Genomic DNA, 21743 nt, shown 5'->3' on the forward strand with positions numbered 1-21743 from the left:
CTCTAGTGCGGCGGGTACCGGCGTTCACCCTCCGGTCGGTAGGCTGACCGACAATGCGCGCACCGTCGAACGTCCTGCTCCTGTGCTGGCGGGACACCCGCCACCCCCAGGGCGGCGGCAGTGAGACCTATCTGGAACGCGTGGGCGCCGAACTGGCCCGACGCGGCGCGACCGTCACCTTCCTCACCTCCGCCTACCCCGGGTCCGTCCGCGAGGAGCAGCGGGACGGCATGCGGTTCATCCGTGCCGGCGGACGCATCAGTGTGTATCCGCGCATGCTCGCGACGATCCTCGGCGGTCGGTTCGGTCTGGGACCGCTGGCGGGGTGCCGACCGGACGTCGTCGTCGACACCCAGAACGGTGTGCCGTTCTTCTCGGTGCTGGTGTCGCCGGCGCCGACGGTCGTCCTCGTCCACCACTGTCACCGTGAGCAGTGGCCGGTGGCCGGTCGCCTCCTCGGCCACATCGGGTGGTTTCTCGAGTCGCGGGTGTCGCCCCGGATCCATCGTCGCAATCGGTACGTCACCGTCTCCACGCCGTCGAAGTCCGAGCTCGTCGCACTCGGGGTGGACGCCGAGCGGATCGCGGTCGTGCGCAACGGGATCGATCCGCTGCCCGAGGGCATCGAGGCGCCCGATCGCGCCGGCGACGCCATGTTCGACGACCCGGTTCGGCTCTGCGTGTTGTCGCGGCTGGTTCCGCACAAGCAGGTCGAGGACGCGCTGACCGTGCTCGCACGGTTGCGTCGCGACGGGGTCGACGCCCACCTCGATGTCATCGGCGGCGGTTGGTGGTCGGACGAACTGCACCGTGCCGCAGCCGAACTCGCGGTGACCGGGGCGGTCACGTTCCACGGCCACGTGGACGAACGACGCAAGCACGAACTCCTCGCCCGGGCCCGGGTCCACCTCATGCCGTCGCGCAAGGAGGGATGGGGCCTCGCCGTCGTCGAAGCCGCTCAGCACGGTGTCCCGACGATCGGTTATCGCAGTGCGGTCGGACTCGCCGACTCGATCGACGACGGACACACCGGGCTGCTGGTCGACGGTGTCGACGAACTCGCCAGTGCGACGAGGAAACTCATCGACAACCCGGATGAGTCGGGCCGGCTCGGACGGAACGCGCAAGCCAAGGCGAGTCGCTACTCGTGGTCGGCGACGTGCGACGGATTCATGGCGACGTTCGACGCCGTGTCGTCCGCGCCACGCCGACGCCGGCGCTGATCAGGCCCGCGACGAGCAGCGCGGCCCACGCGAGGTGCGCGCCGGTCGCGATCGCGCGGTCGGCGTCATCGGCGGATCGATCCGCCGGGCCGGTCACCTGATACAACCGCAGCGACGGCCCGTCGAAGACCACGTGCCCCGACGCGGCGAGTTGCGCAGGCGGATCGTCGTTCTCGACCAGCACCCACCCGACGCCGAGCGCGGCGAGCGCGGTCGGTGACCCGCCGGACTCCAGCATCCGCGTCACGGCTGCGGCATGTTCTCCGGCGGGATCGATCACCTCCCCGTCGACCCGGAGCTCACCGGATTCGACGACCGGCGCGCGGAACATCCGAGCGGCGGGATCGAGGGACGGATCGCGTGCGAAGGGATACTCGCGGACCGTGCCGGGCGGCCACAGGGCGACCGAACCGCGTGCCGGCGGGACGATGTCGGCGACCTGCCGCCACTCGTCGGGATAGTCGATCGCGCGCACCGCACCGCCGACTCCCCACGCGAGGTCGGGGAGCGGTGCCACCACGAGCAATGCAACCGCGGCGAACGCGAATCCCGAGGGGACACGCCGCCTCGCCGTCGCCACGGCCGCCGCGACGCAGACCGCGACCGCCGGGACGAGGAGCGCCGAGAACTTCTGCGTGTCGCGGAGGAGGCCACCGCCACCGACGTGTTCGACGACGAACCCCAGTCCGGCCCGGACCGGTCCGAAGGTGCTCAGCAGCAACAGGATCGCGGTGACCGACGCCAGCACGGCGATGGCGCGGACGATCGGATCGAGCTGCCGGCGACGGCGCCACAGGTGGCCGGCGCCGACCGCGACGACGAGGAGCAGGCAGATGGTGGCCACCGCGGCCCATCCGATGGTCCGGCTCGCCGGCACCGCGTCGGCGTTCCAGATCCCGCCCAGTGACCCGACCGTGCCCACGGGCCCGAGCCACGGCTCCGACCGCAGGCCGAACGCCTCGACCCCGGCGGCCGCCGATGTGGTCGGGGCGTCGGTGATCAGGGACGTCAGCAACCAGGGCAGGGCGCTGACGACCCAGAGCGCGACGGCGATGGCGGTGACCCGCAGCCCGATCGGGCGTGCCAGAAGCGCTGTCGCGAAGACGATTCCGGCGAGGACGGAACCGGTGGGCGTCAGCCCGGCGACGGCGAACAGCCCGCCCAGCTGAAGAAGCCGGACGGTGTGTGCTCGGGGGTCCGGTCGCCGGGTGGCTTCGACTCGGCTCCTCGATCTCGATGCGCTCCTTCGTCGCTTACTCGACCCGGCGGCTTCGCTCGGTGCCGGCTCAACCAGCGGATTGTCTCGCCTCGCTGCGCTTGGTGCCGGCTCACCCTGCGGGCGTTCCCGCAGGTCGAGGACCGCGACGAGAATCCACCCCAGTGCCGCAAACCCGGCCAGCAGACTCCAGTGACCCTGCAGGAGCCGTTCGGCGACATAGGGATTCCACACCGCGACGAGCGCGGCGGCCGCGGCACCCGTGCGGCCGGCGTCCGGGACCAGTCGGGCCGCCAGCCGTCCGTAGCCGACACCGGCGAACACCAGGGCCGCGGCGAGAACCGCCAGCACGACGATGCCGCCGTCGACGACGGTGCTCGCCATCGCGAGGAACCAGTCCTGCGGCACGGCGCGTGGCGGTAGGTCGCCGATCCCGAGCGTGGTGTCCGTGACGTGGGTGCGCGGCGTGGACACCGCATCGCGATACAGCAGATACCGGTCGCCGATGCCGATCAGCCCTGGCAGCAGCGGCGCCAGGATCACCGCGGTCGCACCGATACTGGTGCCGTACAGGGCCGGCAGCAGTCGTCGGGGAGTCACCGCGGCGATCCCCTTCAGAAGTGGTGGGTGTCCGACGGCGCGGGAGCGTGCACCGGATCGTCGTCGTAGTCGGATTCGGTGATGCCGTACGACCGGGCCAGGTCCAGGATCTTGGTCGCCCGTGCGATCCGCGGCAGGTCGGAACCGTTGCGGATCTCACCGCCGTCGCGCTCGAACTCGGCGAAGAACTCCCGGGCCCAGGTGATCTCGTCCTGCGAGGGGGACAGGCCCTCGTTGACCTGGGCGCACTGACTCGGGGTGAGGCAGATCTTGCCGGTCATGCCGAACTCGGCGCTCACCGCGGTCGCCTCGCTGAGCTTCAGGGCACTCGAACCGACCGTCGGCCCGTCGATGGCGCTCGGCAGGTGGGCGGCCTTCGCCGCGATGGTGAAACGTGAACGGGCGTACGCGAGGGTCTGCGGGTCGTCGCCGAATCCGGTGTCGCGGCGGAAGTCCCCGATGCCGAACGCGAGACGGAACGTGCCCTTCGTGGCCGCGATCTCACTGATGCGCTCGAGTCCGCGCGCGGTCTCCACGAGCGCCACGATGGGCAGGCCGGGTAGGCGCTTGGCGGTCTCGGTGACATGGTCGACGGACTCGACCATCGCCAGCATCACGCCGCCGACGGCGGTCTGCGACAGGGCGTCGAGGTCGTCGGCCCACCACGGCGTGCCGAACCCGTTGACACGGACCCAGTCTCCGGCGCCGGGGCCGTGCGTGCCGTCCTTCGGCCCGAGCCAGCGGACGACGTTGTCGCGCGCGGCGACCTTGTCCTTGGGGGCCACCGCGTCCTCGATGTCCAACACGACGATGTCGGCACGCGAACGGGACGCCGGCTCGAACTTCGCATAGTGGGAGCCGTTGACCAGCAGCCAGCTCCGCGCCAGCACCGGGTCGATGCGCGAACCGATGTCGGTCGACTCGGCGTCGTAGGTGGGGTTGTCGTCGTACATCAGGGTCTCTCGGTCCGGTGAACACGCGCGATCGGTGGATCCCGCGCTCGGCAACAGCAACCGCCCCATCGTTGCCTATGCACGACTGCACGTGCAAAGCAGATCGCCCGCGTCCCCCGCGCTACCTCGTGCCCGCCCCGTGCGACGCCGCGACGTCGAGGTCGGCACACTTGGTCCATGCAGCAGACGCGCCGGAGAACGGGCACGGTCGGCGCCGTCGGGTCGGTGGCGGTCGGTTCGATGGTGGCCAACGTCTGCATGTACGTGGTGCACCTCACCGCGAGTGCGCACTTCCTCGACGTCAGCGAGTACGGCGAATTCGCGGTCCTGCTGTCGGCGATGCTCGTGCTCGGCGTGCCGGCGATGGCGCTGCAGAACGTGATCGCCCGGGAGGTCGTCCTCGGCGGCGACGAAGGACGGCTCCGCAGGCTGGGCCTGGTGACGACCTTCTGGGTCGTCGTGCTCACCGCCGTCGCCACCCCGCTGGTCGCGCTGTTGTTGCGCACCGATGTCGCGACGACGGCGGCAGCACTCGCCTCGGCGCCGCTGCTCGCGCTCATCGCCGCAGGTCAGGGGATTCTCCAAGGGCGCGGCGAGTTCCAGGTGCTGTCCTGGGTGCTGGCCGCGGTCGGTGTCGCCCGGTCGATGCCGATCATCGGGGCGTTCGCGGCCGGCGCCGGGCCGGCGGGCGGACTCCTGGCCGGGACGCTGGGTGCCGCGGCCTCGGCGGTCGTCGTCTGGCTCGTGGTGTGGTCGGTGGCGACGGTCGGGCGGCCCGCAGGCGCGCCGTCGGGTGCCGCCGGGGTGCTCAGCGTGGTCCGCGCATCGCAGGTCCAGCTGGTGCTCATCGTCGCCTCGTCGATCGACCTGTTGCTCTCACCCCGGGTTCTCGATGCCGAGGCGGTCGGGGTGTACGCACTCGGGGCGATCGCGACCAAGGTGGCCTTCTGGCTCCCGCAGGCCATCGGCGTCGTCTTCTATCCCCGCCTCGCCGATCCCGCGCGTTCGGCGGCCTCGCTGCGACAGGCGGTCGCGGTGGTCGCCGGGATCGGAGTGGTGCTGACCGTGCTGGCCGGTGCGGCCGGTCCGATCGTCCCGTTCGTCTTCGGGGACGGTTACGACGCCCTCGTGTCGATTCTGTGGCTGTTCGCCTACATCGGCGCCGCACTCGCGGTCCTGCAGGTCGTCCTGCTGTCGGCGATCGCGCGGGACCGGACGCGCGTCGCGCTCGGCACCTGGGTGGTGGTCGCCGTCGAGGTGCTGGTCATCGTCACGGTCACGGGCTCGGTGATCGGGGTGGCCGGGACCGCGGCGGTGGCCGTCACGATCGCCGCGCTGGGAACGTGGGCGGTCGCGCGCTGAGTGACGTGTCGATCTCGGACGTTGCCGAGTTCCCGAAGTTTCGGCAGTGTTGTGTGATGAGCGACAACGAGAGCACACAGGTCACTGTCCAACGCATCATCGAGGCGCCCGTCGACGCGGTGTTCGACGTTCTCTCCAATCCCGAACGGCATCAGGCGCTCGACGGTTCGGGGTTCATCCGCGGCGTGGACCACGCCGACCGCATCCAGCAGGTGGGAGACGTGTTCACGATGAACATGGCCGGCGACCACATGGGTGGCGAGTACAAGACCGACAACCACGTCACGGGTTATGCCAAGGACAAGTTGCTGGCGTGGAAGACCGCGCCTGCCGGCACCGAGCCGCCCGGGTGGGAATGGCTGTGGGAGTTGGAGTCCCAGGGTCCCAACGAGACGCTGGTGCGCCACACCTACGACTGGTCGAAGGTCACCGACAAGAACCTGCTCGAGAAGGTGAAGTTCCCGCTCGTCACCGAGGCCCAGCTCGACGACACCCTCGGCAGGCTCGCCGCCGAGTCGGCTTCCTGACGCAGCGCTTCGTCACCCCGGCTGCCCGCCCGCGGCGCCCCTGCGCCGGAACCGGGCGGGTAGCCAGGCCGGGTTGGTGAGCACCAGCCCCGCCACCAACGCCACGATGCCCAGGATGGCGGTGCCGATCGGTACCAGCCTGCCCCAGATCAGGATCGGGGACGCGAGATCGTCGGCGAGGTCCGTCATCCGGGTCTGGGTGTCCTCGTCGTAGGCGAATGTCGCACGCAGGTGCGGCAATTCGAAGTCGGCCGGTACACCCGGCGTGCCGTCGGGAAACCGGTACACCTCGTCGACGGTGATCGTCGCGTCGACGATGGTGCCGGTCCGGGGATCGACGGCGAGGTCCCACGAACTGCGGTGGTGCAGGTTCGCGGTCAGCGGGCGACTCGTGTCGCCGACCCCGAACCACGACGCCGGACGTGTGATCGTGACATTCGTGCCCACCGGCCTGCCCAGCGCCGCGCGGGCGAGATCGGTGTCGGGTACCTCGGCGCGGAACCGGTCGACGTCGCGGCCGTGCACCTCGGTGTCGCCGTCGTAGACCAGCGGCACGGTGGTGCGGGTGACGGCGTCGAAGAACTCCCGATCGGCCGGTTCGGTATCGAACGGGAGGAGATAGGTGACGCCGCGCCGATCCGGGACGAGGACGGCGGCCTGACCGCTGTCGTACTGGATTTCCGACGCCCCGCGCGCGGCGAGCCGGGGCAGCGCGTTCTTCCGGTCGAGCGTCACCCGGTCCTTGATCGCGTTGACCGTCGCGTCGTTGCACGGTTGCGCCGGATCATCTGCCTGAGAACCCCCTGGGTCGACGCCGGGACGCGGATCGCCCGGGTCGACCTCACGGCCGTCGATGCGCAGCGCCTGGGCCTGGATCGACGTCCCGGCCTGCAGGGTCACCCGGTGTTCGTCGGAGGGTTGCACCGCGACGACGCGTTGCTGGCGGACGAGGTCGGCGTCGACGGCGCGCGCCGAGCGGGTCTCGAGCGAACACCGGTCGAAAATCGTCGCGTCATCGGCGGTGGCGACCGTGGTGAAGTCCGTGCTCAGCGGGATGGTGCGGAATCCGCCGACAAGCAACGTCGGCAGGGCGATCGTCACCGCGAGCAAGAACGCGCCGACGAAGATCAGGGTCGGTCCGGCGAGGTCCGCGGCCGACCACCGATGCGGCTGCGGGCGGCTCTCGGAATCCGGCGGCGGCCCGGATGGCGACGGCCCTGATCGCGAGGAGGAGGACGGCGAGGACATGGAGGCGAGGGTACGCAACGCCTCCCGGCTACCCTGTCAGCAGCATGACCAGCACCGACCCCGACCCCATCATCGCCGAGGCCGCCCCCGGCTCCGCCCGGCGGTTCTACCCGCAGCTCGAGGGCATGCGGGCCATCGCCGCGATCGGCGTCCTGGTCACCCACGTGGCCTTCCAGACCCGCGCGGTCGAGATCCCCGTGCTGGGACCGGTCCTCGGTCGCCTCGACCTCGCGGTCGCGCTGTTCTTCGCTCTCTCCGGCTTCCTGCTCTGGCGACCGTGGGTCGACGCCGCGCATCGCGGTGGCGGACATCCGTCGGTGTCGAGGTACTTCCGCCACCGGGTGGTGCGGATCTGGCCGGCCTACGTGGTCGTGGTCGTTCTGGTGATCCTGCTGCTCCCCGAGGCGCAGGGTGCCGACGCCCAGGTCTGGTTGGCGAACCTGACGTTGACCCAGGTCTTCGTGCCACTCACGCTCACCGCGGGTCTGACCCAGATGTGGAGCCTCTCGGTCGAGATCGCGTTCTACGCCCTGCTGCCGCTCATCGGCTTCGCGCTCCTGCGGCTGCGTGGTCGTCGCCTGCGTGCGCGTGTCCCGGCGTTGGTGGTTCTGGGCGCGGTGAGCCTGGGCTGGGCCTGGGTCGGTACCTCGCTGCCGGTGGCCGACGGTGTGGAGACCAAGAACTGGGTGTTCGGTCACCTCCCGTGGTTCGTCGCGGGTCTGATCCTGGCCGAGATCGCCGGGGTCCTCGACTCGGCCTCCGGTGCGTCCGGAACCACCCGTTCGGGACGCTGGATGGCGGGTGTGATCCGCCTCAGCGCCAACCGTCCGCTGATGCTGGGCGTCCTCGTCGTCGCCTACGCACTGGCGTGCACCAGGCTCGCCGGACCGACCGGACTCGGCGACGTCACCGAACTCGAGTTCGCCACCAAGATGGTGCTCGGCGCGCTCTGCGGGTATGCGCTGCTCGCCCCGCTGGTGTGCAATGAGGGGCCGTTCCGCATCCTCACCTCGCGCGTGATGCTGGCGCTCGGGAGATGGTCGTACGGGATCTTCATCTGGCACGTCGCGGTCCTGGCGGTCGTCTTCCCGCTGTTCGGCATCGTGCCGTTCAGCGGTGACACCCTCCTGGTGCTGGTGATCACGCTCGTCCTGTCGATCGGTGTGTCCGCGGCCAGTTACGCCTTCATCGAGGAGCCGACGCGGAACTGGCTGCGCAACCGCGAGAGTCGTCGTCGCAACCGCTCGCGCCACGACGCCGCGGGTTCACCTGTCGGGGACCGACCGTCGATGGCGGACCAGAACACCAGCCACGCGGTCATCGACACCGCCACCAGCGCCGGCAGCTGAACCCACCACTGCGAGCCGTGGTAGCCGCCGGAGGCGTGCCACGGTCCGGCCGCCAGTCCGATCGTCGCCGCCATCATCGCGACGAATGCAGTTGTGACGCCTGACTTCTGCGGTAGCGCGGCGGTGACGGCGCCGACCACGACGGCGGCCGCGAGTCCCCACCAGCCCGACACCAGCCACGCTGCGGCGAGCACCGCTCCGCCGGCGGGGAGTATCGACCCGCGTCCGGCCGGGACCACGATGGGCTCCCCGGGCGGGGCACGGCGTGCCGACGGCCACCAGGCCGCGAGGAGCAACAGCACCATCAGTGCCAGGCCGATCACCAGCGACCAGCGGTACAGCGAATCGAACCGGTACGTCAGGTCGATGGTTCCGGCAGCGCCGGCGGGAACGATCCAGCCCTGTTGCCAGCCGTCGACGACGACCGGCCGCAGCGACACCCCGTCGAGCCGCGCCTGCCATCCGGGGTTGGTGCTCTCGGGCACGACCAGCAGTCGTTGCGGTCCGCTCTCGACGGTCACCGCGCGCCGCACCGCCGACCACTCGCTCACCTCGGGGGACGTCGAGGCCGGTGCCGACACCGGGTCTCCGTTCACCAGCGAGAGGGCGTCGACGGTGAAGGCGTCGCCGGGATTGACCGACACCTCCTGCTGTCCGGCGGGCAGGGCGAGCCGACCGTCGCCGCACGGGCGCCCGATCACCGGTTGCCCGCTACGCAGATCAGATGCGCGGGCGCGCACGGACATCCGCACGATCTGACCCGCAGCGGTCAGCCCGATTCCGTCGTCGCAACCGATGTCGACGATCCGGTCGGCGTCCGTACCGGTAGCCGGCGACAGTGACACGCGGACCTCGGCGATCCCCGGTGGTGCGGGACTGGCGAACCCGAGGCTGTTGACGTCGATGAGGTCCGACTGGGCGCGGATGGTGATCTCGATGCGATCGGTGACCGCGGGATCGAGACGGACGATGCCGATCTCGTCGACCTCGCGGATCTGCTCGCCGGTGCCGAGGTCCACCGCGACCTCGGTGGGTGCGGCGGGATAGCCCCGGGGGGCGACGAGGGTCAGCGCGTCGACCCGTTGCGCCCGGGGGAGATCGAGGACCAGGGTGGGACTGTTCTCGTTCGCCGCCGCGTCCCCGTCGTCCGGGGAATCGGCGGCACCCGCTCGCGACGTCCGCTCATCGGGGATCTCCGGTGCGGTCCACGATGTTCCGGGATCGCCGTCGACGGCGGCCGCGGGCCCGCCGCGGGGATCGGTCACCGGGCGCGGGCCGCGCGCCATGACCCCATCATCATCGGCGAGAAGACGGTCGAGAGCATCGCCGGGTCGGGGTCGCAGGATCGCGGTGGGGGAGACGGTGACATCCGACGGCACCGAGAGTGCGCGCCCGAACACCGCGGTCGTCTCCGGGGACAGGCCGAGTCCCGGTGCGCACCTTGTCATCTGCCGCTCCGGGTCGGAAACGCAGGACGCCCGTCCGGACAACTCCTGGTAGAGCAGCCACTGGGCGACCTCGGTGCCGGCCTCGAGCTCGGGCAGCACCACGCGATGGCGGATTCGCAGAGGCGTCGCCGTCCGCAGATCGGACACCGTGACCTCGCCGAGCGCGAATTGGTTTCCGGCCGAGCCGTCGTCGGTGCGGAGCGCACGGATCTGCACCCAGCGGGTGGCTCCACTGGGTGCGGTCACCGTCATCGGTTCACCCGGTTCGAGCCCCGAGACCACCGTGCTGCCCGCTAAGGTGGTGATCAGTGCGCTGGTGACATCGGGCCCGAGTGCCTTCGCAGTCGTCAGGGTCAGCGCGAGATCGGTTCGCGGCGTTGTGAAACCGATGCGCATCCATCGTCCGACCGCACTCTCCAACCCGCCGCTCACCCAGGCGCTCTGCGGGTTGCCGTCGAAGGCCGCGGCCGCCGAGTTGGCCGGTGAGGTCTGCCCGGGCTGGACCGCGTCGGCCGCCGCTCCCGACGTCGACACCTCGACCTCGCCACTCCGGTTGTCCAGCAACCACTCCCCGTGGACCAGCGGCTGACCGTCGACGGGGTAGTCGGCGACGGCGTTCTGTGTGCGCCGCGGGTCCGACGGGGCCCGGATCGCCGAACTGTGATCGTCGACGCGGCCGAAGTCGGTCTCCCGGTCGCTGGGCGTGTCGGTCACGATCAACGGGCCGTGGGTGATCCCGGCGCGGCGTGCATCGGCATCGAGGACGACCGGCCCGAGCGGCGGTAGCCCCTGACGTGCTCGGACCTCGGCCAGTTCGGCGACGGCCTCGGGGCCACCGGCGACCCGCGGGAGTCCCGCGGTGTCGACCAGTCGGGGGCCGGTGCCGGCGGCCGGCGAGCCGGGAGCGTCGACGGCGAAGATCTGCACCGCGGGCATCGCGGGCCGCAGACCGTTGTCGCGCACCACCCCTCGAACACTCGGCGGCCCGATCTGCGGACCGAACTCGGCCACGCGGCGGAGTCCGGGCGACTCGTCGAGTGCCTGCTGGGCGAGCAGCGGGCGGGCCGACCGTGAGGTCTCGGGATCGAGATCGGCTCGGAGGACGACGAATCCGATGCCCTGCCCGGCGAGGGTGGCGGCCAGGCCCGGCGAGCCGCGGCCCGCGGCGATCTCGCGCTGCACGGAGTCGAGGGCCCGGATCGCGCCGGGCGGGGTGAGCGGGATCGCGTCGCGGACCGCCCACGGGGTGTCGGACAGGGGTTGCAGCGGTTCGTCGCGGGTGAGTCCCCACAGCTGGTCGGCGAACGGCGCCCCGGGGACGACCAGCGTGCGGGCAGGTGGGCCGCCGTCGTCGCGTTCGCTGTGCTCGGCCAGCCAGTCGGCGGTTTGCAGCCAGTGACGCGGAATCGACTCGTACGTGCCGTTCGGTGCGAGCTGGCCGGTCCACATCAGCGACCCGGCACCGATCACCGCGACGAACAGGACGATCGCCGCGGCGACCGGACGCGACCGCTGGGGCTGGGCGAAGGCGGAGAGCGTCTCCCGGCGACCGGCGGTTCCAGGAAGGGGAACCCGCGCCAGCAGGTGCGCGACGCCGAGCGCCAGGGGGATGCGGAGCAGCGGCTCGAATTTGTGGATGTTGCGCAGCGGTGCGCCGGACCCGTCGAGGAAGGCGCGCATCTGCTCGGCGACCGGCGATCCGAGTTCGCCCGCGTAGCCGACGCACATCACGACGAGACCGACGCCCAGGATGGTGACGAGCCGGCCGCGGAACGGCATGTGCCGCATACACAGTCCGGCCAGACCCGCGGCCGCGATCGTCCCCGTCGCCAGGACTGCGGCGGGTTGGGTGACCAGCACCGCCCCGGCGACGCGCTCCGCCGACACGAACGGCGTCCACGAACTCGCCCCACGCAGCACCTCGGTGAGCGACGTCCACTGCGTGGTGACCCGGGACGACTCGATGTAATCCAGGAACGGCGGACTCACCCGCGAGAGGATCAGCAACGGGACCACCCACCACGCGCAGGCCAGGGCCAGCCCGACCGTGGTCCAGGCTCCGAACCGCCGCCATCGACGGTCGCGCGGACTGTGCAGCAGCCACCACAGGACGGCGACCCCGAGGGCCGCCAGCGTCGCGACAGCATTGACCGCACCCATCAGCGCCACCGCGGCCGCCGTACGGGCGGCCTCGCGCCAGAGCGGCGGGGCGTCGTCGTCGGCGCGCGTGTCCAGCGCGCGCACCACCGGCACGAGCACCCACGGGGCGAGCATCATCGGCAAGGTCTCCGACGAGATCGAGCCGAGGGTGGTCAGGACCCGGGGGCTCAGGACGAAGACGACGGCGGCGATGATCCGCGAGGCCGGCGAACCCAGCCGCAGGGTCTCGGCGAGGCGGACGATGCCGACGAAGCCGACGGTCAGCAGCACCGCCCACCAGAGACGCTGGACGATCCACGGCGGGACGGCGAGGAGATCGCCGAGCGCATAGAACGCGCCGTGCGGGAAGAAGTAGCCGTAGGCCTGGTTCTGTACCTGCCCCATCGGCGCGTTCGGCGTCCACAGATGCGCGGCGCGGGCGAGGAAACCGAGCGGGTTCGCGGTGAGGTCGAGTTTGGTGTCCGCCGCGATGCGGCCGGGTGACTGCAGGAGACAGATGAGCAGCGAGATCGCGGCGACGGCGGCGACGCCGCGCCGACCCAGCCCAGACCGGGTCGGGACGGACTGATCCGGTGGCGAAGGCGGGGTACTCAGTTGCTGCTGCTGTCGATCAGGGGACGCCGGGACCGGCGGCGTCGTGGACGGGTCAGTTGGTCTCGCCGGCTCCGCCGCGCGAACCGTAGTCCACCGAGCCCTGGACGAATCCGTTGTTCGGGCTGATGTTGTTCAGGTCGGTGGACGGGCTGTTCTCGGAGGCCAGGAATCCTCCGAGGAACACCGCGCCGAGTCCCACCAGGATGCCGGCGACCCCGGCGACGGCTCCGGCGACAAGGCGGTTGTTGGTCATGGCGATGAAACTACCATCGCCGAAGTCCGATTCCGGGTGACACCCGCTGACACCAGCGGATCGACCCGGCCGCGGTCATCGACGCGACCGCACTTTCGTCAGGGTGCGATCCCACAGCAGGCGCGCACTCGTCTTCAGCAGTTCGGGCTTGTCGACGTCGCGGCTGAGCAGCATCGTCGACGTGGCGATCGTGCTGGCCGACGCCTTGGACCGATGCCCGGAGTCCAGGTGTGGTTGCGGGTCGTATTCGATCATCAGCTGGATGGCCTCGGCGCGTGCGCGCCCGGCGATCTGCTCGGACAGCCACAGCGCGAGATCGATCCCGGCGGACACGCCGGCGGCGGTGACGAGGTCACCGTCGGGCAGCGCACGCACGACGCGTTCGTCCGACACCGGTTTCGCACCGTGCAGGCTCAACCCGGCCATCGACGACCAGTGCGTGGTGGCCGGCTTCCCGTCGAGCAGACCCGCCGCGGCCAGGACGATCGACCCGGTGCACACCGACGTCGTCCACTGCGCGCCCGGCCGGACCGCGCGCAGCCAGTCGAGGACCCTCTCGTCCTGCGACGCGGCCAGGAATCCGGGCCCGCCCGGCACCAGGACGACGTCCGGCGACGGTGTCTCGTCGAACGAATGCGTGGCACCCACCACGAGCACGCCCGAATCGGCGACGACCGGCCCCGGCTCGTGCCAGACGAATCTGACCTCCGCGTCGGGCAGGGCGCGCAGCACCTCGTAGGGACCGATGAAGTCGAGGGCGGTGAACTGCGGGTAGAGGACGATCGCGATCTGGGTCATGAGGGCCTTTCGATTGTCGGGATGTCTCGTTCCGTCTCGTTCAACGGAAGGTGCGGCGGTACGCCTCGGGCGGTACACCGAGGCGGCGGACGAAGGTGCGGCGCATCGTCTCGGCCGATCCGAACCCGCATCGGCCGGCGATCACCGGCATCGTGTCGTCGCTCTGCGTGAGCGCGCGACGGGCGGCGTCGGTCCGGACCCGCTCGACGTAGGTGCCCGGCGCCTCGCCGGTCTCGTCGGTGAAGACGCGAGAGAAGTGGCGTGGACTCATCGACGCCTCACGCGCGAGGTCGTCAATGCGGTGTGTACCGCCCGGTTCGGCCTCGATGCGCTCCTGGATCTCCCGGATCGCCGTGCGCCGAGCCCGCGGCATCCACACCGGCGGGGCGAACTGGCTCTGCCCGCCCGGTCGCCGCATGTAGAGGACGAGCCATCGCGCGACGAGTTGTGCGAGTTCGGTGCCGTGGTCCTCTTCGATCAGAGCCAGCGAGAGGTCGATCCCGGCGGTGACACCCGCGGAACTCCACACGCGATCGCTGCCGCGTATGAACAGGGCTTCGGCGTCCACCTCGATCGAGGGGTAGCGCTCGGCGAGCAGGCCGGTCACTGCCCAATGTGTCGTCGCGCGTTTTCCGTCGAGCAGCCCGGCCTCGGCCGCGAGGAATGCGCCGTTGCACACGCTGACGACCCGTCGTGCGCGGTGCGCCGCCCGCCGGATCCAGTCGATCAGTTCGGGATCGCGCGCGGCGTCGTGGACGCCGGTGCCGCCGGGCAGGATCAGGGTGTCGAGCGGATCGGCCGGATCGGGCAGCGGGTGCGCGACGAACTCCAAGCCGACGCCGGTGCCCACCGACAGGCCCGACTTCGACACCAGGCGGAGGTCGTAGGTCACCTCCGACCCCTGGTCGGCGAGCGCGATCGACGCGGTGGTGAACACGTCGGCCGGACCCGTCACGTCCAGGGCCTGCACCCTGGGAAAGCCAAGGATCACCACCGATCGACTCATGAACACATCGTTTCCGACCCGCTGCGTGGCGTCCAGGCCATGCATCCCACAGATCAGGACATGGCCCCGGCTGATTGAGCCGGCTCCGAGCGCAGCGAGGCGCCGAGTCGAAGCCACTTGGTGACCTCGACGGGCGCGGCGGCCTCGCTGCGCTCGGTCGACGCTGCTCGGCCAGCAGGGGGTGGGCGGCGGCCTCGCTGCGCTCGGTCGACGCTGCTCGGCCAGCAGGGGGTGGGCGGCGGCCTCGCCTGTGGTTGAGCCCCCACCACGGGTTGAGCCGGCTCCGAACGCAGCAGGGGAGGTGACCCTCCGCTGGTTGAGCCGGCTCCGAACGCAGCAGGGGAGGTGACCCTCCGCTGGTTGAGCCGGCTCCGAGCGGAGCAGGGGAGGTGACCGTCCGCTGGTTGAGCCGGCTCCGAGCGAAGCGAGGCGCCGTGTCGAAGCCACCTGGTGACCTCGACAAGCTCGGCCGGCGGGTGGGGGACGCTCGGCCGGCAAAGGGCCCCTACAGCGTGACCTGAGGCTCCTTCTCGCACTTGGCCGGAACGATGAACACCGGACGGTGGCAGTGTTTGAGGACTCGTTCCGCCACGCTGGAGCGCAGCAGCGCCTTGAGTCCCGACGCCCCGCGCGTGCCGGTGACCAGGAGGTCGACGTCGAGCGCCTCGGCCGCGGCGACGAGCGCGCCCCACACCGTCGACTCGACCTCGACGAGCGATCCCCGCGCCGTGAGCCCACACTCGGCCGCGAGGGTCACGCCGCGCTCGTTGATCGCGGCGGCCTCGTCCTCGAGAGCTTGGTCGACGCCGGCGTCGAGCTGGGTGTCGATGAACGGCTGCATCCCGCCGGCAAGGGTGGACATTCGCGCCGGCGTCATGCCACCGGGTTGCCAGGCGGTGACGACCACCGCGGATTGCGCACGGAGAAAGTGTCCGGCGTAACGAATGGCGCGGTCGGCATTCGACGAGCCGTCGTAGGCGATCATCAGAGTTTGCGCGGCACGGGTACCGCCGCTACCGCTCCCGGCGGTGGCGGACCCGGACGAAACGGACCCCACGTCCATTGGCTCAGACTACATGCCAGACTCGGGGAATGGGCCCAACTCGCAGACCCCGATGGAACCGGAAAACGCTGACCGCGGCAACCGTCACGGTTCTGTGCGTCGCGCTCGCGGCCTGCACCGGTTCGACGACGGACTCGCCGCCGCCGACGCCCTCGTACTCGGTGACCGCCGAGTCGCCGCTGTCGTCGGCTCCGGCGCCGACCACCACACCGGTCGCGAATTCCTGCGGCGCAACCGAACTCGCGAAGCTGTCGGTGCGTCAGAAGCTGGCGCAGCTGATCGTCGTCGGTGTAACAGGGGCGTCCGACGCCCAGCAGATCGTCGAGAACGAGGAGATCGGCGGCATCTTCGTCGGGAGCTGGACCGACAAGTCGATCCTGACGAGTGGTGCGGCAGCACGGATTTCGCAGAATTCGTCGATTCCGTTGATGGTCACCGTCGACCACGAGGGCGGCCGGGTGTCGCGACTGTCCGCGCTCGGCATCGACAACGCCTCGCCGCGTGAGCTGGCGCAGACCAAGACGCCCGAGCAGGTGCGCGCGATCGCGGCCGACGTGGGCCGCAAGCTCAAGCGTCTCGGGGTCACCGTCGACTTCGCCCCTGTCGCCGACGTCAGCGACGAATCGGACGACGAGGTGATCGGCGACCGGTCCTTCAGCAACGACCCGGCGGTCGTGACCGAGTATGCGGGCGCGTACGCCGCGGGGTTGTCCGACGCGGGAATCACGCCGGTGTACAAGCATTTTCCGGGGCACGGCCACGGCTCCGGTGACTCGCATCTGGGTGTCGTGACGGTCCCGTCGCTGGCGGAACTCCAGGACAGCGACCTCGTGCCGTTCCGGACCCTGCTGCGCGACCCGGGGACCGCAGGCGCGATGGTCGGGCATCTGATCGTCCCGGGCCTGACGAAGGGGTTGCCCGCCAGCATCAGCCGGCCCGCGATCCAGATGCTGCGCACCGGCGTCGGTTACGACGGGCCGCGGTTCGACGGCGTGATCTACTCCGACGACCTGTCGGGAATGGCGGCGATCAGCGCGCAGTACCCCATCGAGCAGGCGGTCGAGAAGTTCATCCTCGCGGGCGGCGACGTCGCGTTGTGGCTCTCCACCGACCGTGTCGCCTCCGTGCTCGACAACCTCGAGCGCGCGGTCTCGGCCGGTCGCCTCGCGCCCGCCCGCCTGGATGACAAGGTCGTGCGCATCCTGCGGTCCAAGGGTGTGGTGAACTGTTGAACCGCCGAGACCGCTGCGCCCCGTGAATGGGGTTTCACCTTACCGATTGGTAAGTTGTTATATCGTCGGTCGGAGCAGTTGTCGTGAACGGAGGTGGGGTCATGTCGGGCGGAACGAAGCGCCTGCCACGCGCGGTGCGTGAGCAGCAGATGCTCGATGCCGCCGTCAAGGTGTTCTCGGAGAATGGCTTTCGTGAGACCTCGATGGACGCGATTGCCTCCGAGGCGCAGATCTCCAAGCCGATGCTGTACCTGTACTACGGCTCCAAGGACGAACTGTTCAGCGCGTGTATCGCCCGTGAGTCGGGCCTGTTCATCGACGCGATGAGCGTCGGTTTCGATCCCTCACTCTCGCAGCGCGAGCAGGCTGTCACGGTGATCCGCGAGTTCCTCCGCTTCGTCCACGAACACCGGCAGTCCTGGCGGGTGCTGTACCGCGTCGCCATCGGCACGGCCGGTTTCGCCGGCATCGTCTCCGAGAGCCGCCAGCGGGTCACCGAGATGGTCGCCCAGCTGATCAAGGCGGGCACCACGGTCGAAGGTGCCAGCGACATCGACTTCGAACTCACCGCCGTCTCGATCGTCGGTGCCGCCGAGGCCGTCGCCGACCGCATCACCGAAGGTGACGTCGATCTCGAGAAGGCCACCAACCTCCTCGTCGGCATCACCTGGCGCGGCCTGAAGGGTGTCGGTACCGACTCCTGAGCCGGCCCGCCCATAGCTCCTGCGTGGTGGCCACCCTGGCGCTCCCTGTGGTGAGCCGAAAATCAGTGCAACGCAAACGGTCCCGCGGCCCCGCTTCCTATCCGCTGATTGGATCCAATAAGCGGGACGGAAACGAGACCGTGGGAACGAAACGCGAAAGTCCCTCAGCCCTCCCGCGTCGTCGCGGTGAGGTGGGGGAATCCCTTGCGACGGTCGCGGATCGAGATGTCGAAGTTGCCCTTGCCGTCGATCCGGCGGGTGTAGAGGTTCACCTTGGCCGGCAACAGGATCGGCTTGCCGAACCTGACGTCGTAGGTGACCGCGTCGGGCAGCTGAGCCTCGACGTTCGCGACGGCCGCTGCGGCACTCCACATCCCGTGTGCGATCGCCTTGGGGAATCCGAAGGCCTTGGCCGGCAGGTTGCCCATGTGGATCGGGTTGCGGTCACCCGAGGCGGCCGCGTACTCACGGATCCGCTTGAGGTCGACGGCCAGGATGGCGTCCGGCGGTGGCGGGGTCTTCGACTTGGGCTCGGGACCGCGCGGTTCGTCGGACAGGCTGGTGCGCTGCTGCTTGAGGAACGTCGCCGTCTGCGTGGTGACCAGTTCGGACCCGACGCTGATGTCGCTGACGACGTCGATCAGGATGCCCTTGCGATGCTCACGCAGGTTCTCGGCATGCGTCACGATGTCGAGCGGTTCACCGACCTCGATGGGTCGCTTGCGCTCGATCGTATTCGTCATGTGCACCGAACCGACGGCACCGAACGGGAACTCGTCGGACGTCATGAGCTTCATGGTGACCGGGAACTGCAGCACGAACGGGTAGGTCAGCGGCAGGGTGTGGCCGAATCGTTGCCCGGTCGCGTGGCAATACGCCTGCAGTGCAGCCGAGTCCACCCGCACGCCGTCGAGCCGGTAGCGCGTCTCCGGGGCGACGGCGTCGGCGGAGACGCGCGGCGGTTTGCCGATGCCGGGCAGCAATGCGGTGACCGCCTTGCCGTACAGCTCGGCGGTGCCGGGGGCGGCGGGGAGGGTGATCGTCTTCGCCATCAGGCCCCCAGGAATCCCTGGCCGCACACGCGGACCACGTTGCCGGTGATGGCGCTGCTCGCTGGGTTGGCGAAGTAGGCGACGGTCTCGGCTACGTCGACGGTCTCGCCGCCCTGCTGCAGCGAGCTCATCAGGCGGCCGGCCTCGCGGGTCGCGAGCGGGATGGCCGCGGTCATCTTGGTCTCGATGAAGCCGGGTGCCACCGCGTTGATGGTGATGCCCTTCTCGGCCAGGATCGGCGCGTAGGCATCGACGAGGCCGATGACACCGGCCTTCGAGGTGCCGTAGTTGGTCTGGCCGCGGTTGCCCGCGATGCCGGCGATCGACGACACGTCGACGACGGCGCCGCCCTCACGCAGCGCGCCCTTCTCGAGCAGGGTCTCGACGAGGGTCTGCGGAGCGATGAGGTTGACCGCGATGACCGCGTCCCAGCGGGCGTCGTCCATGTTGGCGAGCAGCTTGTCGCGGGTGATGCCGGCGTTGTTGACGATGATGTCGATGCCGCCGTGGCGCTCGAGGGCGTGCTCGGCGAGCTTGGCGCCGGCGTCGGCCGCGGTGACGTCGAGCGGGAACGCCGTGCCGCCGACCTTGTTGGCCGTCTCCGACAGCGCGTCGCCGGCCTGCGGGACATCAGCGGCGATCACGTGCGCGCCGTCGCGGGACAGGACCTCGGCGATCGTCGCGCCGATGCCGCGCGCGGCACCGGTGACGACGGCGACCTTGCCCTCGAGTGGGCGGTCCCAGTTCTTCGGTGCGGTCGCGTCGGCGCCGCCGACCCGGATGACCTGGGCGTCGACGAAGGCGGACTTGGCCGACAGCACGAAGCGCACGGTCGACTCGAGGCCGGTCAGACCGGTCTTGGCGTCGGGGGAGACGTAGACGAGCTGCACGGTGGAACCCTTCAGGAGTTCCTTGCCGAGCGAGCGGGTGAAGCCCTCGAGGGCGCGCTGCGCGACGCGCTCGGACGGATCGGTGACCAGTTCCGGCGTGGTGCCGATGACGAGGAATCGTGCGCAGGCCGCGGTCGATCGCATCGCGGGCTGGAAGAACTCGAAGAGCTGACGCAGCTCACCGGGGGAGGTGATGCCGGTCGCGTCGAACACCAGGCCGCCGAACTTGTCGGCGCTGCGGCCGGTCGTGGCGTTCTGGATGAGGTCGTAGTCCTCGGTCGAGAGCATCTCGCGAAGCGGTTCGACGAGGCGGCCGGACCCGCCGAGCAGCACCGGACCGGGCAGCGGGGGCTCGGAGGCCCTGTAGCGGCGCAGCGGCGGCGGGACGGGCAGGCCGGCCTGTTTGGCGATGAAAGCGCCGGGCGCGGAATGGACGAAGCTCGAGTACAGGCCAGTGTTTCCGTTGGCGGCCACGTTGATCTCCTCTGACTGTCGTTCGACAACGAACTTACTGATGAGTAAGAATACGCTATAGATATCGCACCCGACCCTTGGGAGATCGACGTGGCCGAACAGTCCAACCCCGCAAGTAAGCCGAAGACCCGCAGCGATCGCCCCGTCGCGATCCTCGGCGGCAACCGCATCCCGTTTGCGCGCCAGGACAAGGCGTACGCCAAGGTCAGCAACCAGGAGATGTTCACCGCCGCACTCGACGGTCTCGTGAGCCGCTTCAGCCTGCAGGGCGAGCAGCTCGGCATGGTGGCCGGTGGCGCGGTCCTCAAACACGCGCGTGATTTCAATCTCATCCGGGAGTCGGTGCTCGGTTCGGCCCTGTCGCCGTACACGCCCGCCTTCGACATCCAGCAGGCGTGTGGCACCGGACTCCAGGCCATCACGACGGTCGCCGACGGCATCGCCCGCGGTCGCTACGACGCCGCGATCGGGGGCGGCGTCGACACCACATCGGACGCGCCGATCGCGGTCGGTGAGGGCCTGCGTCGTCAGCTGCTCGAGGTCAACCGGGCCCGCAGCACCAAAGATCAGCTCCTCGGTGCGGCGAAGTTGCTGACCAAGCTCGGTATCGAGATCCCGCGCAACGGTGAGCCCCGCACCGGCATGTCGATGGGCGAGCACGCCGCCGTCACGGCCAAGGAGTTCGGCATCAAGCGCGCCGATCAGGACGAGCTCGCCGCGCGCAGCCACCAGAACATGGCCGCCGCGTACGACTCCGGCTTCTTCGACGACCTGATCACCCCGTTCCTGGGCCTGACCCGCGATCAGAACCTGCGCGGCGACTCCACCGCGGAGAAGCTCGCCAAGCTGAAGCCGGTCTTCGGTGTCTCCCTGGGCGACGCGACGATGACCGCGGGCAACTCGACGCCGCTGACCGACGGCGCGTCGACCGTGCTGCTGGCCAGCGACGAGTGGGCCGCCGATCGCGGACTGCCGGTCCTCGCGTACTTCGTGGACAGCGAGACCGCCGCGGTCGATTACGTCAACGGTCCGGACGGGTTGCTGATGGCCCCGACCTACGCGGTGCCGCGCCTGCTCGCCCGCAACGGGCTCACGCTGCAGGACTTCGATTTCTACGAGATCCACGAGGCCTTCGCGTCGGTGGTCCTCGCCACCCTGCAGGCCTGGGAGTCCGAGGAGTACTGCAAGGAGCGCCTCGGCCTGGACTCCGCGCTGGGGTCGATCGATCGCAGCAAGCTCAACGTCCATGGTTCGTCGCTGGCCGCGGGCCACCCGTTCGCCGCCACCGGCGGCCGGATCGTCGCGCAGGCGGCCAAGCAGATCAAGGAGAACGGCGGCGGTCGTGCGTTGATCTCCATCTGTGCCGCCGGCGGGCAGGGCGTCACCGCGATCATCGAGGGCTGATCGGGACGGGGTCGCATCGAACGCGATGCGCCCGAAATCCCGACAGGTGGGACGAATCGGCGACTGATCGGCCGATCCGTCTCACTTTCGTGGGACGAATGGGGGTACTTCGTCACATATTCGACAGAATCGGCCTTCCGGGGATGCCTGCGGCCGAAAAGTAGCGTAAATATGTCTATAGCTCCGG

Annotated in this window: 16 protein-coding genes and 1 pseudogene; 7 read left to right on the forward strand and 10 right to left on the reverse strand. The window is 70.0% G+C overall.

Translation table 11 applies throughout. The features are described from left to right. Window positions 1-53: 53 nt before the first annotated feature. Window positions 54-1223, forward strand: coding sequence for a glycosyltransferase family 4 protein (locus AB4Z55_RS05100; RefSeq protein ID WP_354561826.1), 1170 nt, complete (start codon window positions 54-56; stop codon window positions 1221-1223). Here AB4Z55_RS05100 and AB4Z55_RS05105 read toward each other — a convergent pair. Both AB4Z55_RS05105 and AB4Z55_RS05110 read right to left on the reverse strand, forming a co-directional pair. Then, the gene (locus tag AB4Z55_RS05105) at window positions 1171-3039 is read right to left on the reverse strand and encodes a hypothetical protein (RefSeq protein ID WP_369519286.1); all 1869 of its coding nucleotides are present in this window, start codon (window positions 3037-3039) and stop codon (window positions 1171-1173) included. The genes AB4Z55_RS05100 and AB4Z55_RS05105 overlap by 53 nt on opposite strands. Before the next feature lie 14 nt (window positions 3040-3053). Continuing rightward, on the reverse strand, window positions 3054-3992 hold the full coding sequence (locus tag AB4Z55_RS05110; RefSeq protein WP_101820836.1) for a CoA ester lyase: 939 nt from the start codon (window positions 3990-3992) through the stop codon (window positions 3054-3056). Window positions 3993-4169: 177 nt separating this feature from the next. On the opposite strand from AB4Z55_RS05110, the gene AB4Z55_RS05115 reads away from it, so the two are divergent. Together AB4Z55_RS05115 and AB4Z55_RS05120 are read left to right on the forward strand one after the other, a co-directional pair. After that, window positions 4170-5354, forward strand: a complete 1185-nt coding sequence (locus tag AB4Z55_RS05115) for a polysaccharide biosynthesis protein (protein WP_369519287.1) — start codon at window positions 4170-4172, stop codon at window positions 5352-5354. 56 nt (window positions 5355-5410) lie between these two features. Further along, window positions 5411-5881, forward strand: coding sequence for an SRPBCC family protein (locus AB4Z55_RS05120; RefSeq protein WP_064569416.1), 471 nt, complete (start codon window positions 5411-5413; stop codon window positions 5879-5881). Between the two features lie 12 nt (window positions 5882-5893). On the opposite strand, the gene AB4Z55_RS05125 is transcribed toward AB4Z55_RS05120, so the two are convergent. Then, window positions 5894-7129, reverse strand: coding sequence for a DUF3068 domain-containing protein (locus AB4Z55_RS05125; protein WP_369519288.1), 1236 nt, complete (start codon window positions 7127-7129; stop codon window positions 5894-5896). A 44-nt stretch (window positions 7130-7173) separates the two neighbouring features. Here AB4Z55_RS05125 and AB4Z55_RS05130 point away from each other — a divergent pair, with 44 nt between their 5' ends. After that, on the forward strand, window positions 7174-8478 hold the full coding sequence (locus AB4Z55_RS05130; protein WP_369519289.1) for an acyltransferase family protein: 1305 nt from the start codon (window positions 7174-7176) through the stop codon (window positions 8476-8478). A 2069-nt stretch (window positions 8479-10547) separates the two neighbouring features. Here the strand turns inward: AB4Z55_RS05130 and AB4Z55_RS05135 are convergent. The 5 genes and pseudogenes from AB4Z55_RS05135 to AB4Z55_RS05155 all read right to left on the reverse strand — a co-directional run. Continuing rightward, window positions 10548-12680 (reverse strand): annotated as a pseudogene (locus tag AB4Z55_RS05135) (DUF3367 domain-containing protein); the annotation flags it as partial. A gap of 52 nt (window positions 12681-12732) precedes the next feature. Beyond that, entirely contained in the window at window positions 12733-12933 is a 201-nt protein-coding gene (locus tag AB4Z55_RS05140; protein WP_004023745.1) for a DUF2613 domain-containing protein, read from the reverse strand. A gap of 75 nt (window positions 12934-13008) precedes the next feature. Then, window positions 13009-13731 (reverse strand): DJ-1/PfpI family protein, encoded by a 723-nt coding sequence (locus tag AB4Z55_RS05145; protein WP_369519290.1) that lies wholly within the window; start codon window positions 13729-13731, stop codon window positions 13009-13011. Between the two features lie 40 nt (window positions 13732-13771). Next, window positions 13772-14737, reverse strand: a complete 966-nt coding sequence (locus AB4Z55_RS05150; protein WP_369519291.1) for a GlxA family transcriptional regulator — start codon at window positions 14735-14737, stop codon at window positions 13772-13774. 505 nt (window positions 14738-15242) lie between these two features. Then, a complete protein-coding gene (locus AB4Z55_RS05155; protein WP_369519292.1) occupies window positions 15243-15800 on the reverse strand; it encodes a universal stress protein in 558 nt (185 codons plus the stop codon). A 29-nt stretch (window positions 15801-15829) separates the two neighbouring features. Here AB4Z55_RS05155 and AB4Z55_RS05160 point away from each other — a divergent pair, with 29 nt between their 5' ends. Both AB4Z55_RS05160 and AB4Z55_RS05165 read left to right on the forward strand, forming a co-directional pair. Beyond that, window positions 15830-17032 (forward strand): glycoside hydrolase family 3 N-terminal domain-containing protein, encoded by a 1203-nt coding sequence (locus AB4Z55_RS05160; protein ID WP_369519293.1) that lies wholly within the window; start codon window positions 15830-15832, stop codon window positions 17030-17032. A 101-nt stretch (window positions 17033-17133) separates the two neighbouring features. After that, window positions 17134-17736: a TetR/AcrR family transcriptional regulator gene (locus tag AB4Z55_RS05165; RefSeq protein ID WP_004023740.1), complete on the forward strand. Its 603-nt coding sequence runs from the start codon at window positions 17134-17136 to the stop codon at window positions 17734-17736. 164 nt (window positions 17737-17900) lie between these two features. On the opposite strand, the gene AB4Z55_RS05170 is transcribed toward AB4Z55_RS05165, so the two are convergent. Together AB4Z55_RS05170 and AB4Z55_RS05175 are read right to left on the reverse strand one after the other, a co-directional pair. Further along, window positions 17901-18788, reverse strand: a complete 888-nt coding sequence (locus AB4Z55_RS05170; protein WP_369519294.1) for a MaoC/PaaZ C-terminal domain-containing protein — start codon at window positions 18786-18788, stop codon at window positions 17901-17903. Next, window positions 18788-20152, reverse strand: coding sequence for a 3-oxoacyl-ACP reductase (locus AB4Z55_RS05175; RefSeq protein ID WP_369519295.1), 1365 nt, complete (start codon window positions 20150-20152; stop codon window positions 18788-18790). Before AB4Z55_RS05175 ends, AB4Z55_RS05170 begins: the two co-directional genes overlap by 1 nt. 90 nt (window positions 20153-20242) lie before the next feature. Here AB4Z55_RS05175 and AB4Z55_RS05180 point away from each other — a divergent pair, with 90 nt between their 5' ends. Next, window positions 20243-21556, forward strand: a complete 1314-nt coding sequence (locus tag AB4Z55_RS05180; protein WP_369519296.1) for an acetyl-CoA C-acetyltransferase — start codon at window positions 20243-20245, stop codon at window positions 21554-21556. The last annotated feature ends 187 nt before the right edge of the window (window positions 21557-21743 follow it).

It is taken from the genome of Gordonia sp. ABKF26 (assembly GCF_041103195.1).
GTDB lineage: Bacteria > Actinomycetota > Actinomycetes > Mycobacteriales > Mycobacteriaceae > Gordonia > Gordonia terrae.